Source organism: Microcoleus sp. EPA2 (genome assembly GCA_020882975.1).
Lineage (GTDB): Bacteria > Cyanobacteriota > Cyanobacteriia > Cyanobacteriales > Microcoleaceae > Microcoleus.
The window spans coordinates 1-13,992 of sequence record JAHRFD010000022.1 but is presented as its reverse complement, the minus strand read 5'-3'; the positions used below and the strand labels follow the sequence as shown (position 1 = coordinate 13,992).

The following is a 13,992-nucleotide window of genomic DNA, read 5'->3' as shown; positions in this document are numbered from 1 at the left end:
CCTGACTTTACTATCGGGGTTCCCCATTTTCAGATTTTTTTTTGATGGGAATTGCCATCTTACAACAATAGCTTAAAAGTAATTGTGGAGTTATAGATTTGTGTGAAAAAATAAAATATCCAGTCTTGGAGGCAACAGGAATTGGTAATATCGGTAATATTGAATTCTCCGGCGAAAGGTCGAAGGGCTGGATCAACGCAGTCCTTGAGCCATCTCCCATCTTCCATCTTCCATCTTCCCTCTTCCATTTTCCCCCCTTGGGGGGGGTAGGGGGGTTCTTCTTAGATATTCCATCTTCCATCTTCCATCTTCCATCTTCTTTCTACTTAAAATTTAAAATTTAAAATCCTCATGTTTTCTGTCTTAACAGCCGATGTTTTAGTAGTTGGTGGCGGTACTGGTGGCACAGCAGCCGCCATACAAGCAGCCCGCTGTGGTGCCAAAACTATTTTGGTGAGTGAGTTTCCTTGGTTGGGCGGTATGCTTACTTCGGCTGGGGTTTCGGCTCCCGATGGTAACGAATTAGCCGCTTTTAGGACTGGTTTGTGGGGTGCTTTTCTCCGCGAACTTCAGCAGCGACATGGGGAAGGTTTAGATTGGGGCTGGGTCAGTTTTTTTACTTACGATCCGCGCATTGGTGCAGAAATTTTTGCTGATTGGGTTAAGTGTTTACCAAATCTGCGCTGGATTTCTGGACAAAAAGTTCAAGGTGTGATGAAGGAAGGCGATCGCATTGTTGGCGTTCAATTTCCCGATTTTATGGTGTCAGCAACAGTCACTTTGGATGCTACGGAATTGGGAGATTTATTGGCTGTGGCTGAGGTTCCTCACCGTTGGGGTTGGGAGTTTCAAGCAGAATTTGGAGAACCGAGTGCACCGATCGCACCTAACGATCTGACACAAACATATCCCATACAAGCTCCGACTTGGGTAGTAATGATGCAGGATTTTGGGGAAGGTGCTGTAGCGCCAGAAATTCCCGCGCCACCGATTCACGATCCCGATCGCTTTACAGGAGCTTGGGATAATTATACTCCTGAAGATTTTCTCAATTATGGCCGACTTCCGGGTGGGTTGCTCATGATTAATTGGCCGATTCGGGGTAATGATTATGGCTTTAAGGTCGATCGACTAATTGGATCTGAAACATCACAAACAGAATTCCTCCAAGAAAGTCTATGGCATAGCCAAAGTTTCGCCCGCTACATTCAAACTCAACTCGGCCGCCGCTATGGTTTAGCAGAGAACATTTTCCCCACTTCTAACACCAAAAATCCCCAACATTCTTCTCTCTTATTTGCTTCCCCCTTAACCGAAAGTTTTCCCTTATTTCATTCCCCCCTTGGGGGGGGTAGGGAGGAGTTAACTGCTGGGCCCAGGGAGGAGTTAACTGCTGGGCCTAGGGAGGAGTTGACTGCTGGGCCCAGGGAGGAGTTGACTTCTGCCTTCGCCCTCCACCCCTACTACCGAGAAAGTCGCCGCCTGCAAGGAGTAAAAACAATCCGAGAACAAGATATTTTGCCCGTTGCCGGTGGCAGAGTCGCGAAGTTGCCCATAAATGCTGAGGGAATTTGTGAAACAATTGCGATCGGCAACTACGCCAACGATCACCACTATCCTAGTGGCGACATTCCCTTGCAGCCAAAATCGATCCGCTGGGGCGGGCGATGGACGGGAACTCCTTTTACTATTCCTTACAGTGCGCTGATTCCTGCGAATACCGATGGTTTGCTAGTCTGCGAAAAAAATATTTCTGTTTCTCACATCGCTAATGGTGCGACTCGTTTGCAACCTACAGTAATGAATATTGGACAGGCGGCGGGGATGGCGGCGGCTTTGTGTGTGCGGCGGGGATGTCAGCCACGGGATTTGCCAGTCAGAGTTTTGCAGGAGGCTTTGCTGCAAGATGTGGAGGCTAGGGCGGCAGTTATTCCTTTATTTAATTTGACACCGAGTCGATCGGATTGGCTATACTGGCAACGCTATTATCTCGATCGACCCTCTTCATATCCCGCCAGTGGCAATTGTCCTTTGTCCGTAGATAAACCGATCGCTGACAGCAGAAATACTCACAGTCCCTGGCATGGGATTTTCCACCGCCGAGGCGAACAAGATTACGCCCTGACGCTGACTGATGCGCCCTCCCATGGCGATCGAATTTGGAAACTGGTGACTTTAGATCCTCAAATCGATGAGTTTTTACACCGTTGCGAAAGTCAGAAACTTCTGAAAGTGTGGGGGAGGCTGAATTTAGCTGGTTTGTGGCTGCTGGTAGAGGCAGTTGAGTTGCCAAAATCAGGTTTTTTGCATAAGTCCTGAAATTTCCCAGAATTTTATCCTGATAGATGGGGGAGAGTCTGTATCAGTTAATAGACACTGACACGGATATTAACCTCATGCAAAATTACACATTTCTTCCTGTACTTGGTGTTTTGAGCGCTAAGGTCGATCGAGTTTTTGCATCTCTAGTAGAACTGCTCGAAATTGCCACCGCAAACTACATTTTCTCTGCCCAAACTCAACAAAAGGGCGATCGTTCTCCTGAAAGAGGCAGCGGACGCCGAGAGTTTCATCTCCTACAAGCATTTTAATGACGTTGCATGAAAGCGAGTTCCGTTATTGAGTTTGTTTTGACGGTCTGTGTCGAGCGCTCAATCTAATTTTCTGGGCTGCTAATTTTTCAGATTTGCCTGGTAACTTCACTTCTTGTTTATTGTCATTCGGATATCCTTTTATGTGATGAGAAAGTATAAACCTTCAACCGCTATTTATGGAGACAGTGAGTCTCCGTAAATGGCGGTTTTGTATATTATAGCAATCAAATTAGCAATGCCTCAATGGTGTTTTTCATTAGATTTTATGTAAATTTATCCCGATCTGCATGGGTAGTGTCTGTATCTCTAAATATACACCGATACGGATACTACCCATGAAAAACTACACCGCAATTGCTTTATTGAGCCTGTCTGGCATCTTCTTGAGTGCTACCGCTGGTCTATCTATTGAATCTCATGGGGCACAGTTAGAAACTTCCACTGCTCAATATATGTTGTCTGCACAAACTCAACAAAGAGGCGATCGTCCTCCCAGCAGAAATACTCAACGCCGTGATTTCAGCTCTGCCAGCACAGAAACTAACTCGCTACAATAACTTTAATGGTCTTGGATGAAATCAAATTATTCCACAAAGTTGGTTAGAGGTTGGTTTGGAGCTGTTCAGTCGATCGCTCAGATTTTCGATAATTCTAGTTTTTCAGATTCGGGAGACAAATCTACTTTTTGTTACCAGTGAAAAGAATATAATTTTTGGTGTACCAAAACACTATTAAATCAACCTTTAACCGCCATTTATCTAGAGTTGGACTCTTGTGATTGGCGGTTTTGTATATTTAACTCTACCGCTCTGGCCCTGTGGCAAATCCCCATGAGTCGCTAAAATTTTTCCGAGAGCGCGTCTGGGAAGCATTTTGCCCCATTAAATTGGTAAATAGGGGGATTGGTAGCAACCTTTCCGACGACTGTCAGTTATGCTGGATTCCAAGGGGGTTTAGATCCCCAAGGTCTTTAGCCCTAGAAGGCTCTACCCTGGTGAGTCACGGTATCGAGAGCTTCTCATCTGTTGTCGTAATAGATGATGCCTTCATTTTGTCTTGCCTGGAAGTAAAATTGCTTTCTTCAGCTAAAGCTTGACTTAACTGATATGTTGTTGTTACCATACCCTCCTTTTCCTCCCCAACCAGTGCTGAGTCTAGCTATGGTGGGGGTTTGCCAAAGAGAATAAAAATGAAAAATGACTCCTTCGATCTGGTCAAAAGCCTCAGCCCTAGCGCAATGGATCAGATCATGCTCTATTTGGCGTTTAGCGCCATGCGAACCAGTGGGCACAGGCACGGTGCGTTTTTAGACGCGGCTGCAACCGCAGCTAAATGTGCCATTTACATGACTTATATGGAGCAGGATCATAACCTGCGGATGACTGGACACTTGCATCACATTGAGCCAAAACGGGTGAAGGTGATTGTCGAGGAAGTTCGGGAAGCCCTGACAACGGGGAAATTGCTGAAAATGCTGGGTTCCCAAGAACCTAGATATTTAATTCAGTTTCCTTATGTCTGGCTGGAACAGTATCCTTGGGTTCCGGGACGCCCTCGCATTCCTGCTACTAGCTTGACGGCGGATGAAAAAAAATATCTGGAAGGAAAGATTCCTCCTAATCCGCCAGATGCTCAATTGATCAATTCTTTTCAGTTTATGGAGTTGATCGAGTTTCTGCACCGGCGATCGCAAGAAGAAATGTCTCCAGAAAGACGGATGCCTTTGAGTGAAGCTCTAGCAGAACACATCAAACGCCGTTTGATCTATTCGGGAACTGTGACTCGTATTGATTCTCCTTGGGGAATGCCGTTTTATGCCCTCACTCGCGCTACTTACTCTCCCGCAGAGCAGGAAGAACGGACTTTCACTATGGTGGAAGATACTGCTAGATATTTCCGCCTGATGCAAGATTGGGCCGAAAAACAACCTAAAGTGATGCGGGTTATGGAAACCTTGGATATCCCGCCGGAACGGCTTGACCAAGCTGTTGAGGAGTTAGATGAAATTATTCGTAATTGGGCCGATCGCTATCACCAACGGGGCGAACCGACCATGATTTTACAAATGGTTTTTGGACCCCAAGAAGATTAGTCATGAGTCATTAGTCATGAGTCATTAGTCATTAGTCATTGGTCATTGGTCATTGGTCATTGGTCATTGGTCATTGGTCATTAGTCATTAATGAATTGACCGCTGGAGACTAATGACTGGTGATTTATAACTAAGCGAAAAAAGCTGTCCAGGCTAAGGCTAACACGATCGCAGCGATCGCTCCAATCAGAGTATTGACAAAATTCACTACTTCATTGGTGAGCCACTCAAACTTTGATTGGAGGGTTGCCCCAATCACGCTCTCGATGTTAGTAGCAATAAAAGCTGCAATAACACAAAAAACAATTCCTGTCAAGTCTATTAAACCCACAGCCCAACTCAAAAGTGCGATCGGAATAGAGGCGAAAATACCAGCGAGAGTTCCTTCTAAACTGACAGCCCCTTCCGTCCCCCTAGGTACTGGCTTCAAAGTAGTAATCAAAAACGTTCGCTTCCCATAAGCTTTACCAATTTCACTAGCACTGGTGTCGGCAAGTTTAGTACAAAAACTAGCCGCATAGCCCAGCAATAACCAGGAAATTAGCTGTTGTGAAACTGGCATCTTGCCTGTCTCTCCTAAAATAGATAATACCAAAACTCCCAAAGCACAAAGAGTAGCGGTTAAAGCAGAACCCCAGACATTTTCCGGGCCTCGCGCGCCGGAACGCTTTTCGGCTATCCCTTCGGCCTCTTTTTGGGCTTTGCCAATCCGAGTAACTCCCGATCCCACGAGAAAATAGAACATCACCACAGCATAGCCTTGCCATCCCAAACAACCCCAGATGATGACACCCAACAGCCAGCCGTGAAATTGCCCAGCCGGGGTGAGTAATTTTTTGGGACTAATGGTGGCGATCGCCAGTAAAATTGTATTCAGGGCGATCGCCACCAACCAAGGATTAGACCAAGATAAATCATTAAACCACAACTCAGAATTCTGCACAGTCATCTTTTTACCTCCATGAACAAAGTCTTATTTCATCTTGCCTTCCCCGTGAGCGATATTGCTCAAACAAAAGCCTTCTATGTGGACGGGCTCGGCTGCGAATTAGGTCGGGAATCCCCGAATTCGGTGATTATGGGTTTGTGTGGCAATCAAATTGTCGCCCACCTTAGCCACGAACCTTTGACACCTCAAAGAGGTATCTATCCCCGACATTTTGGATTAGTTTTTACCTCCGAGGCCGACTGGGAAAGCTTGTTAGAAAAAGCACAACAAAACAATTTGAACTTCTATCAAGAACCGAGAAGAAGGTTTGTTGGTTTGCCTACAGAACACCGCACTTTCTTCTTACAAGATCCTGCTCACAATATACTGGAATTCAAGTATTACTGTGAAGCTGAGGCAATTTTTGGGCGCAGCGAATACGCCGAAGTGGGCGATGCTGTTTGATTGCTGCGCGAAATAATCACCATTTGCAATAGAAAAGACAATTTTAGGTTTTATTAAGTCAACCTACGGGGGAACTTGCAATGGTGCTGAAAGTGCTTCAGTAACTGCTGTTAAGCTCCGAGAATTTCTCGCCATCATAGCATGAGCAAATACTGGCAACTTCACATCTTTAGCTGCGGATATTTGGGAACTAGAAGCAGGGACAATGATGAAATCCCAAGGTGTCCAAATAGAAGTAAAGTTAAGCTTTTTCAACAGATTAGCATCTCGATTCAAATCTTCTAAAAAAACACTACCAGGACGCATTTGAACACAGCCTTTTCCCCACAAAGTGTAAGCAGTCCAAGTGCCACTATGAGGAGAAGATATGGCAATAAATCGCTGCACTCGGTTAATTCCGCCTAGCCTTTGCAGATAGTAGCGACCGACCAAACCTCCCATGCTCAATCCTACTAAATCTAAAGGCTGTTGTGGGTCGAAGTTTGTGTCTATATAATCTGCCAGTTGTTGGGCTAATTCTTCCAGGGTAGTGTTGCCCCAATTAGGTGCAAGGTCAAGGCTATATACGGACCATCCTAGTTTGGTAAGATGGCCGGACATTTTATTGAAAATCCCCGATTTTCTGAAGATGCCATGAATCAGTAACACTGGGTTATAGCTAGAATTGCTATTCATGATTAGCTGGAAATTTTATTTTTAATAGGTGCTTTTAGTTCTTCAACTAAGGCGTTGATACTTTGGGGATCTGTTACCATTTGGCGGTGCAGCAAAACCTTGAGTTTGAGTTCTTTACCTACTGGCATTTGGGAGCTTTTTGCCGGGACTATCATTATGTCAAAGGGTGTCCACATAGATGTGAAATTGATGCGTTTGAGCATGGTGACATCTTGATTTAAATCCCGCAGTAAGTCACTATCGGGACGCATATGCAAGTATCCTGGTAAAGGCAGAGAATAGGCGGTGAGAGTGCCGCTGTGGGGCGAAGATATGGTGATGAAACGCTGGACGCGATTAATCCCTCCCAGTCGCTGAACGTAGTAGCGGCTGACTATGCCGCCCATGCTGTAGCCTACTATGTCGATCGCCTGTTCTGGATCGAAAGCCTCAGAAATGTAGTCTGCTAGTTGCTTCGCTAGTAAGTCGAGGCCGAGGCTACCATCGTTGGGGGTGAGGTTGAGGCTATGTACAGGCCATCCGAGTTGGCTGAGGTGGGCCGAGAGAGTCTTGAAAATTGCTTTTGTATCCCAGATACCATGTACCAGGATGACTGGATTGCGATCGAGCGAACTGTTCATTTGGAGAGGAAATTTCTGATCGACTACAGCATAAATCACTCACCTAGGGAGTTTGACCCCTAGTGGGACAGATGGCGAATCGGATCGAGTTAAGTCGGAAATCTGTCATCAATTCTGAGATAATCGTAAATAAGTGCAAAGCTCAGACTACTATTACTGAGTAAAAATTACTATACTATGGGTGTTTTTACTCACGAAATGTAAATTTTGATGAATAAATATAGACAAAGGTTTCTTTACCTCGTAGTCTAACTTTGTTGACAATACTGCTAGAAATATAGAACAAGTCGGGATGGGGAATCGCCACGACTCTAAATGGGCGCAGAGGGATTGTCAGACTAGCAACAGTTAGCAGAACCCCATGAAGCGTCAAGAATCACTGCTGCTTTAGCGAGCGTGAGTATTTCAAAAGCTGGTACAAATTTCTCTAAAAAAACAAAAGGAGTAAATCTAATGTTTGGTTTTATCAAAAATTTCTTCGGCGCTATTTTCGGGTTTATCGGCGGATTGTTGGGCTTCAAAAAGTCTGAATATTTTCTAGATTTGGGAAACTCTGATGGGAATGAGTCACCAAAAGTTGAGCTTGCTGCTGCTAAACAGCCTGAACCAGTAGTCGCAGTCCCAGCAGTAGCAAAACCGAGTGCAGCCAAATCGGAACCCGCCAAGAAACCCAAGACAGAAACAGCCAAAAAGCCTCAGCCAGAAAAAGAACCTGTGAAAGTAGCCACAGCAGCAGCAACTAACGGAAAAGTATCGAGTTCTAGCGAACCGACTCAGACCTTTGCTCCTAATAATTTAATGCCAACACCAAATACCAGCCGTAGGACTCCTGGACCCAGCATGAATAATTTCCGGGAAATGGCTCGTCAGGTAAAAACCAAGTAGGTAATAGGTAATAGGTAATAGGTAATAGGATCTTGGAAAATTGCAAATACTAATATTAAAAAGTTAACACTGGTGTTTGTGATTTTTAATATTTAACTTTTTATTACTATTACCTATTTTCTAGGTTTTTCAGGAAGGCTAATCCGCTGTATAGCTGGAAAGCTGCATCCCAAGGGGTTTCGGATTTGCGATCGACCTCTACATAAGATTCGATGTTGCTTAACATATTAGTGTAATCGAGAACGGTCTCGGCAAAGGGAGTAAATTCTGACCACACTGTCACATCAAGCTGTTGGTCAAGTATTTCTAGTAAGTGATTCCAGTTGATTCTGGTGGTACTTTGAGGAACTTGTAGAGGTTTTTGGGAACGAGATTTGGTTTTTTTGGGGGCTGAAGCGGGAATATCTCCTGAAATTTGGGTAAAGTCAATGCCTTGTTGAAATTCGTAACTTTGGTCGCAAATTCGGAGAATACAGTGGCGACTAGGGATGTGTAAATCGCAGATTTGAGCGTAATCTTGGGTGATTTCTTTGTGGCGAAATTGCTCGGTTCTGCGATGGGGTGAGTAGTCCATGATTTCCATAAACATGGGTAATAATCCTTCTACTCTTTGGCTGATTTCTGACCAGTTAAAGGCGATCGCACCTAGTCTATCCAGTGTATCTTTACAAACGACGACGGGGGGAGACAGGGATTGGAAGTGTTGAACTCGAAAGATTTGGATTTTTTGAATATCGGCTAGGGTGCCCCAGAATACGGGGATTCCGGCGTTGAGGAGTTCTTCGCCGTAGATTTGGAGTTCGGCGATGGGGCCGGTTTTATACAGTCTCCAGCCGCGGCTTTGAACTTGCATCCGAGTTGTATAGGCGTCGGTTTGAAAGATTCTGCTGATATTTTGGATGGCTGCGGGTTTGTCTTCGGGGCTGACTGCTTCCAGGATCAGGAGTGCTGGTTCGAGGTTGCTGGGGTCGTTTTTGGCGGTTTCTATGGCTTCTTGGAGTCTATCTTGTGCTGCGGTTTCAATGCGTTGAATCCCTTGGCGGGCTTGGGAGATGATTTTGGGGTTGGTGATTTCGTGGAGTATTTGTCTGTAGGTGGTTTCGGCTTTTTTGGGGTTATTGGTGAGTTCGTAGTAACGGGCTATGTAGTATTTCACCCAGGGATTTTCTGGGGATTCTGTTTGTAGTTGTTTGATGAGTTGGGCGGCTTGTTTGTATTCTTTGTCTTCTAGGGCGGTGACGATTTGGTGGATGTCTGTCATGGTGGTTGGGGGAATGAGGTTGTTTCTATATTGGCTGATGTTGGGTTGGTTTCGCCACTGGTTAATAATTTTTGCTTTGAGATGTTAAATTATAGATATGTTAACTTATAGATATAAAATGACATTTTGCCAGAAACGATGGTGGAACAAAAGGTAACTTACACGCTGGAAATCCATGGTAAGTTTATTATTATTGAAAATGTTCCTGCTAGAGTGTGTTTGGAAACGGGAGAGCGATTTTTTTCGCCTGAGACTGTGGAACGATTACAGAAGATGATTTGGGAAGATAGAAAGCCTACTAGGGTGATTGAAACACCTGTTTTTGAGTTTGCGTAGCGGTTGGTTTAAGTTGAGTTAAAAATGATTAGAATTAACACACAAGTATAAAAAAAAATAGTTATGGTGCAAACAGCAGTTAAACTTTCTTTTGAGGATTTCCTCGAACATTATCCCGATGGTTATGGCATCTACGAACTTGTAAACGGAGAAATGGTCGAGGTGGACGCAACCAGAGCTCATAAAAATGTGGCGCGCTATCTGGTCAAGTGTTTTGATGGAGAAAACGAACGTTTAGGACTTGATTATATCGTTGATAAGGACATCCGAATTAGAACTGTAACGGCTGGGGGACAAGAACAAGGTAGAAATCCTGATGTTGGGGTGGTAAGTGGCTTGTTGTGGAATAGCAATGTATTAGCTTATGGTGCTTTGAGGGAACCAATTCAGTTAGCGGTTGAGGTGGTATCAACTAATTGGGAAGATGATTACGTTGATAAGTTCGATGAATATCAACGGCTGGGTATTTTTGAATATTGGATTGTGGATTTTTTGGCGATCGCATCTCGATATTATCTGGGTAATCCAAAAGTTCCTAGCATTTTTGTTTACCGTTTAGTAGATGGGAATTACGAGGTTGAGAGGTTTACAGGCTGCGATCGCATTATTTCTCCAACTTTTCCAGAATTAGATGTAACTGTCGATCGGGTTATCAAAAGCAGTAAAATTCAAAAACTGTAATATTTGCGATGATGTTTGTTACAACTGATTGGAGTTAACGCTTAATGTGTAAGTACCTTTGCTGGTGCGATCGCCTCCTTTAACAACTATTTTATAAGTACCGTTACTCGGCAATTTTACGGTGAGTTTAGACTCTGGGGGACGCTGAAAGTTGTTTGTTTTTCCGGCAATCCTCTTACCGTTGGTGTCGAACAATGTTATGTTGTGGTCTAATCCTCTGCTGCCGAGTTCTATCGTAATAGATTGACCTGCACGTCCTTGGAACGTATGTTCGCGGGATTCGCCTTCTTTTAAGGTTTCTCGCTGCTGGAGGAGGGAGAGAGAGGTGAGTTTTGGGCGATCGGGATTGCTTAAATCTAAGCCATAATTAGTCGCTGTTGCACCAGGACCATTTCCTTCTCTGACTGCGATGATAAAGGCTGTTTTGTTGTTGGGGTCTGTGGCTATTTTGTCAATAAATTGTCTTTGTATTTTTTCTGCATTTAAAACTTTTGGTTGGTTAAAATTGGGTTCTGAAATACAAAAAAGAACTGCTCCATCTTGATAGCGGCCTGCGTAAAATGAATATTTTTTACCGTTAGCTGTAAACTCATTTTGATTGAATACAGTGAATTTGTCAAATTGTAGTTGCTGGTTTCGGCGACAATCTTTATCTATGTAGATTTCGTTGGCTGATGGCTGTCGCTGGGCGAAAACTGCTGGAATGCTTGCAGCAGCTAGGATTGCTGTTATGATGGTGATGATTGTGGGCGATCGCATTTTCATATTTACCTCAATTTTTTTGTGGAATCGGTCTTCCTGAACGCAGAATGCGGCTAATTTGCTCGTTAGTCATAAAAGGAGCTTCTAAACAAGTAAGTGCTAAACATCCTCCTCCTCCTTTTTCATGATATCTAATTTCAGTATCTTTTCCATAACGTTGAAAAGATCCGTTACTAAGTGACCAGGAGAAAAAAATTGCTTTGCCAGATTTTAAATACTTATCTCCTATATCTGGGTTAATTTGTTGCTGTCCACCAACTTTCCGAGGTGGGTAGCTAGATAAACCTTGCTTGAGAAGGTAAGCTCCAATAACGCTGGCTCCCGTATTGAAGTAAACATAGCCATTCCTAAACTCCGATGGTAGGTCGTAATCATTTTGAATATAACGTCCCCCACCTTGTTCTACAAATTCTCTCCAAGTTATAAGCTCAGACTTGGGTTGTTGAGCAACATTTTGTGGCCAGCTTATCATCTGAGAATTACCCGTAGCCTGTCTCGACTGTGCAAATACTGATAAAGACCAAGCACACAAAATTGTCAAACCTATTGTTAAACCCAAAAGCGATCGCACTTTCATAAACTTTATCCTCATTTTTTATCTGACATTTTGAATCGGAGATTCGTTAGCCATAGAAATAGCTAAATTAATCAATGCTGATTTATCGCGTTGTGATACAATATTGCGATCGCGATCGAATCCGCCTCCTAGACTGACCCGATAATTTAAACCATCTTGCTTCCAAATCACGCTCAAAGAAGGTGGAGTTGAAGCCCCTCCAGAATTTTGAACGACGAAAAGACCCTCAATACCTTGCTTTAAAGTGATAGGTGTCCTTTCTAGGACTGCCATCTCTGAGCGGATCAAGTCTCTTTTATCAGCTTCTGTCCAATTTTCATAACCACGCCTTCTAATTTCGTTAACTCTTTCAAGTTCTTTCAGAGTAAAAATGGGTTGGGAACGCAGATTATTATCGTAGGTAGAATTTTGCGCTACCGTAATAATTCCAAATTGACAGGATCTACTCGTGCAATTCAGTTGTGAATTTAGCCAGACGGCAAACTCTCCTGGGATGGTTGTAATGACTTGTGGGTAAAGTTGAATGTCGCTGATATTAACACTTGAAGGTAAGCGCATTAGCCATCCTCTAGGGAGCTGAGTTTGAATATCTCGGAGAATTGGTTTAAACATAGGTGCGGGTTCAGCATTTGCAGTTTGGGGTTTTGTCAGACAGTAAGCTCCAAATACCGTACAAATGCCTAAACTAATTGTAATGGTGATTGGCGATCGCGCTTTCATAAGTAATCTCCTTATTTTCATTATTTCTAATCTACAAGCTTAGAATGCCAGCTTATTAACTCTTGAAATAGCAATTTTAATTGCGAAGTTTATCAGCATCTTCTAAGGTAATAGTAGCTTTTTCGCCTGCGGCTGTAGCATAATAAAGGTCTGCCCCTCTTGCAAATGTGTTTAACTTACTGCCAGTTATTCTAGTAGCTTTTACAAATGTACCCAGTCCTGGCAGGATGAATTTATCAAGGGCAATTTCTAGACCAATGTTACCGACATCTTTATATACATCTAGGAAAGCTCCTATAAATGGGTTTTTAGATGGATCGCTTTCCCCTGAGACTGAAAACTCAATTAATTGTTTGAATACTTCAGCAGCTTTATTAGGATCGACCAAATCCATTGTGAACATAGCTTGACTATTAGGTTCACTCTTGAAGAAGTTGATAGTGGTTTTGGATGTTCGGGAAAAATATGCTTCTTCGGCAAATCTTTTGACAAATTGCTTCACTGTCTCGTCTTTAGCAAACCCTGGATCTCCTTGAGCGAGCAATACTAACTCAAGGGATAACATAGCAGCATTATACCTAAATGCTTCGTTACTTGACTTGGTTATTTTTAAATATCCCCCAGGCGGAATAATGATGCTATTCTTATTCTTATCCGAAAACTCTTGCTCGTTTAAATTTTTTCTGGCATCTGTCAAAGAATATTGATTAAACAAGGAGACAGGAAACCTTGTAAACATATCAATACCGGAATCAATCAATCCTGTGGGAGGTTTATTACCCTCAATGATTTTAATCTTCACTAGCTGTTTCTTGGAATTATATATCTGGACTAAAGCTTCAGCAGAACCTTGATTGAATACTTTCATTTCAACTTTGATGGAACGATCTGCTTGTCTCTCCCATGTGATGCTATTGAATATAAGTCGAGAATCTGCTTCTTTGCTCCTACAAGAAGCCGGAGATTCTTGTCCTAAAAAATTTCTGGTTTTACCACTACACACAATATTATTATAAACTATTGTGTCATCGCCATTGATCTGGGTTTGTCTCTGTGGATTCTGCTGATTTGAAGCAGGCGATCGCCCTGTGTTAGTTTGTTGGTTTGGAGAGGGCGATCGCCTTGCCATAACCTGTTGCCCCGTTCTACAATCTGGGTTCTCCTTTGTGGGAGATACGCCATTCCGTAGCTCTGTATATCTAGAAGATTCACACACCACCACATTTTGATTGGGATTTGCAGCAGCAATGCGGAGGTCTAATAAATACGTGATATAGCAACCGCCAAGGCGGTTAGGACGCAAGATGTAAGACAACCTCGATCGCATCTCGCAAAGAATCAAACTGATTCTTGAGTTTACGAATTCGACTTTTCAGCCAAGACCAGCATTGTTCAA

At 43.4% G+C, this 13,992-nt stretch carries 18 protein-coding genes; 8 read left to right on the top strand and 10 right to left on the bottom strand.

Annotated features, from left to right (window positions below):
• Positions 1-10: 10 nt before the first annotated feature.
• On the bottom strand, positions 11-301 hold the full coding sequence (locus AAFP14_RS18390) for a hypothetical protein (RefSeq protein ID WP_341733679.1): 291 nt from the start codon (positions 299-301) through the stop codon (positions 11-13).
• 50 nt (positions 302-351) lie between these two features.
• Between AAFP14_RS18390 and AAFP14_RS18385 the strand changes: the two genes are divergently transcribed.
• The 3 genes from AAFP14_RS18385 to AAFP14_RS18375 all read left to right on the top strand — a co-directional run bounded on the left by AAFP14_RS18385 (position 352) and on the right by AAFP14_RS18375 (position 3,151).
• Positions 352-2,319 carry an FAD-dependent oxidoreductase gene (locus AAFP14_RS18385; protein ID WP_341733678.1) on the top strand — a complete coding sequence of 656 codons (1,968 nt, stop codon included), beginning with the start codon at positions 352-354 and terminating at the stop codon, positions 2,317-2,319.
• Positions 2,320-2,396: 77 nt separating this feature from the next.
• Positions 2,397-2,591 carry a hypothetical protein gene (locus tag AAFP14_RS18380; RefSeq protein WP_341733677.1) on the top strand — a complete coding sequence of 65 codons (195 nt, stop codon included), beginning with the start codon at positions 2,397-2,399 and terminating at the stop codon, positions 2,589-2,591.
• Between the two features lie 338 nt (positions 2,592-2,929).
• Positions 2,930-3,151, top strand: a complete 222-nt coding sequence (locus AAFP14_RS18375) for a hypothetical protein (protein ID WP_341733676.1) — start codon at positions 2,930-2,932, stop codon at positions 3,149-3,151.
• Between the two features lie 442 nt (positions 3,152-3,593).
• On the opposite strand, the gene AAFP14_RS18370 is transcribed toward AAFP14_RS18375, so the two are convergent.
• Entirely contained in the window at positions 3,594-3,716 is a 123-nt protein-coding gene (locus tag AAFP14_RS18370) for a hypothetical protein (RefSeq protein WP_341733675.1), read from the bottom strand.
• A 67-nt stretch (positions 3,717-3,783) separates the two neighbouring features.
• Between AAFP14_RS18370 and hetR the strand changes: the two genes are divergently transcribed.
• The gene (gene hetR / locus AAFP14_RS18365) at positions 3,784-4,686 is read left to right on the top strand and encodes a heterocyst differentiation master regulator HetR (protein ID WP_341733674.1); all 903 of its coding nucleotides are present in this window, start codon (positions 3,784-3,786) and stop codon (positions 4,684-4,686) included.
• Between the two features lie 130 nt (positions 4,687-4,816).
• On the opposite strand, the gene AAFP14_RS18360 is transcribed toward hetR, so the two are convergent.
• On the bottom strand, positions 4,817-5,635 hold the full coding sequence (locus AAFP14_RS18360; RefSeq protein WP_341733673.1) for a TIGR00297 family protein: 819 nt from the start codon (positions 5,633-5,635) through the stop codon (positions 4,817-4,819).
• A gap of 12 nt (positions 5,636-5,647) precedes the next feature.
• Here AAFP14_RS18360 and AAFP14_RS18355 point away from each other — a divergent pair, with 12 nt between their 5' ends.
• Positions 5,648-6,079: a VOC family protein gene (locus tag AAFP14_RS18355; RefSeq protein WP_341733672.1), complete on the top strand. Its 432-nt coding sequence runs from the start codon at positions 5,648-5,650 to the stop codon at positions 6,077-6,079.
• Between the two features lie 63 nt (positions 6,080-6,142).
• Here the strand turns inward: AAFP14_RS18355 and AAFP14_RS18350 are convergent, their stop codons facing one another.
• Positions 6,143-6,754, bottom strand: a complete 612-nt coding sequence (locus AAFP14_RS18350; RefSeq protein WP_341733671.1) for an esterase/lipase family protein — start codon at positions 6,752-6,754, stop codon at positions 6,143-6,145.
• A gap of 2 nt (positions 6,755-6,756) precedes the next feature.
• Positions 6,757-7,374 (bottom strand): esterase/lipase family protein, encoded by a 618-nt coding sequence (locus AAFP14_RS18345; protein ID WP_341733670.1) that lies wholly within the window; start codon positions 7,372-7,374, stop codon positions 6,757-6,759.
• 453 nt (positions 7,375-7,827) lie between these two features.
• Between AAFP14_RS18345 and AAFP14_RS18340 the strand changes: the two genes are divergently transcribed.
• Entirely contained in the window at positions 7,828-8,259 is a 432-nt protein-coding gene (locus AAFP14_RS18340) for a hypothetical protein (protein WP_341733669.1), read from the top strand.
• A gap of 109 nt (positions 8,260-8,368) precedes the next feature.
• On the opposite strand, the gene AAFP14_RS18335 is transcribed toward AAFP14_RS18340, so the two are convergent.
• Positions 8,369-9,520, bottom strand: a complete 1,152-nt coding sequence (locus AAFP14_RS18335; RefSeq protein WP_341733668.1) for a tetratricopeptide repeat protein — start codon at positions 9,518-9,520, stop codon at positions 8,369-8,371.
• A 138-nt stretch (positions 9,521-9,658) separates the two neighbouring features.
• Between AAFP14_RS18335 and AAFP14_RS18330 the strand changes: the two genes are divergently transcribed.
• Together AAFP14_RS18330 and AAFP14_RS18325 are read left to right on the top strand one after the other, a co-directional pair.
• On the top strand, positions 9,659-9,856 hold the full coding sequence (locus AAFP14_RS18330; protein WP_341733667.1) for a YgiT-type zinc finger protein: 198 nt from the start codon (positions 9,659-9,661) through the stop codon (positions 9,854-9,856).
• A 63-nt stretch (positions 9,857-9,919) separates the two neighbouring features.
• Positions 9,920-10,537, top strand: coding sequence for a Uma2 family endonuclease (locus tag AAFP14_RS18325; RefSeq protein ID WP_341733666.1), 618 nt, complete (start codon positions 9,920-9,922; stop codon positions 10,535-10,537).
• Between the two features lie 18 nt (positions 10,538-10,555).
• Here the strand turns inward: AAFP14_RS18325 and AAFP14_RS18320 are convergent, their stop codons facing one another.
• The 4 genes from AAFP14_RS18320 to AAFP14_RS18305 all read right to left on the bottom strand — a co-directional run bounded on the left by AAFP14_RS18320 (position 10,556) and on the right by AAFP14_RS18305 (position 13,911).
• On the bottom strand, positions 10,556-11,296 hold the full coding sequence (locus AAFP14_RS18320; protein WP_341733665.1) for a hypothetical protein: 741 nt from the start codon (positions 11,294-11,296) through the stop codon (positions 10,556-10,558).
• A gap of 13 nt (positions 11,297-11,309) precedes the next feature.
• Complete coding sequence (locus AAFP14_RS18315; protein WP_341733664.1) at positions 11,310-11,891, bottom strand: hypothetical protein; 582 nt, start codon at positions 11,889-11,891, stop codon at positions 11,310-11,312.
• 3 nt (positions 11,892-11,894) lie between these two features.
• Positions 11,895-12,596, bottom strand: coding sequence for a hypothetical protein (locus AAFP14_RS18310; protein ID WP_341733663.1), 702 nt, complete (start codon positions 12,594-12,596; stop codon positions 11,895-11,897).
• Positions 12,597-12,672: 76 nt separating this feature from the next.
• Positions 12,673-13,911 carry a hypothetical protein gene (locus AAFP14_RS18305; protein WP_341733662.1) on the bottom strand — a complete coding sequence of 413 codons (1,239 nt, stop codon included), beginning with the start codon at positions 13,909-13,911 and terminating at the stop codon, positions 12,673-12,675.
• Positions 13,912-13,992: the final 81 nt, after the last annotated feature.

Bases quoted from the DNA above. Each gene is read 5' to 3' on its own strand.
- AAFP14_RS18390 (WP_341733679.1), bottom strand. From the start codon at position 301: ATGGAAGATGGAATATCTAAGAAGAACCCCCCTACCCCCCCCAAGGGG.
- AAFP14_RS18385 (WP_341733678.1), top strand. From the start codon at position 352: ATGTTTTCTGTCTTAACAGCCGATGTTTTAGTAGTTGGTGGCGGTACT.
- AAFP14_RS18380 (WP_341733677.1), top strand. From the start codon at position 2,397: ATGCAAAATTACACATTTCTTCCTGTACTTGGTGTTTTGAGCGCTAAG.
- AAFP14_RS18375 (WP_341733676.1), top strand. From the start codon at position 2,930: ATGAAAAACTACACCGCAATTGCTTTATTGAGCCTGTCTGGCATCTTC.
- AAFP14_RS18370 (WP_341733675.1), bottom strand. From the start codon at position 3,716: ATGGTAACAACAACATATCAGTTAAGTCAAGCTTTAGCTGAAGAAAGC.
- hetR (WP_341733674.1), top strand. From the start codon at position 3,784: ATGAAAAATGACTCCTTCGATCTGGTCAAAAGCCTCAGCCCTAGCGCA.
- AAFP14_RS18360 (WP_341733673.1), bottom strand. From the start codon at position 5,635: ATGACTGTGCAGAATTCTGAGTTGTGGTTTAATGATTTATCTTGGTCT.
- AAFP14_RS18355 (WP_341733672.1), top strand. From the start codon at position 5,648: ATGAACAAAGTCTTATTTCATCTTGCCTTCCCCGTGAGCGATATTGCT.
- AAFP14_RS18350 (WP_341733671.1), bottom strand. From the start codon at position 6,754: ATGAATAGCAATTCTAGCTATAACCCAGTGTTACTGATTCATGGCATC.
- AAFP14_RS18345 (WP_341733670.1), bottom strand. From the start codon at position 7,374: ATGAACAGTTCGCTCGATCGCAATCCAGTCATCCTGGTACATGGTATC.
- AAFP14_RS18340 (WP_341733669.1), top strand. From the start codon at position 7,828: ATGTTTGGTTTTATCAAAAATTTCTTCGGCGCTATTTTCGGGTTTATC.
- AAFP14_RS18335 (WP_341733668.1), bottom strand. From the start codon at position 9,520: ATGACAGACATCCACCAAATCGTCACCGCCCTAGAAGACAAAGAATAC.
- AAFP14_RS18330 (WP_341733667.1), top strand. From the start codon at position 9,659: ATGGTGGAACAAAAGGTAACTTACACGCTGGAAATCCATGGTAAGTTT.
- AAFP14_RS18325 (WP_341733666.1), top strand. From the start codon at position 9,920: ATGGTGCAAACAGCAGTTAAACTTTCTTTTGAGGATTTCCTCGAACAT.
- AAFP14_RS18320 (WP_341733665.1), bottom strand. From the start codon at position 11,296: ATGCGATCGCCCACAATCATCACCATCATAACAGCAATCCTAGCTGCT.
- AAFP14_RS18315 (WP_341733664.1), bottom strand. From the start codon at position 11,891: ATGAGGATAAAGTTTATGAAAGTGCGATCGCTTTTGGGTTTAACAATA.
- AAFP14_RS18310 (WP_341733663.1), bottom strand. From the start codon at position 12,596: ATGAAAGCGCGATCGCCAATCACCATTACAATTAGTTTAGGCATTTGT.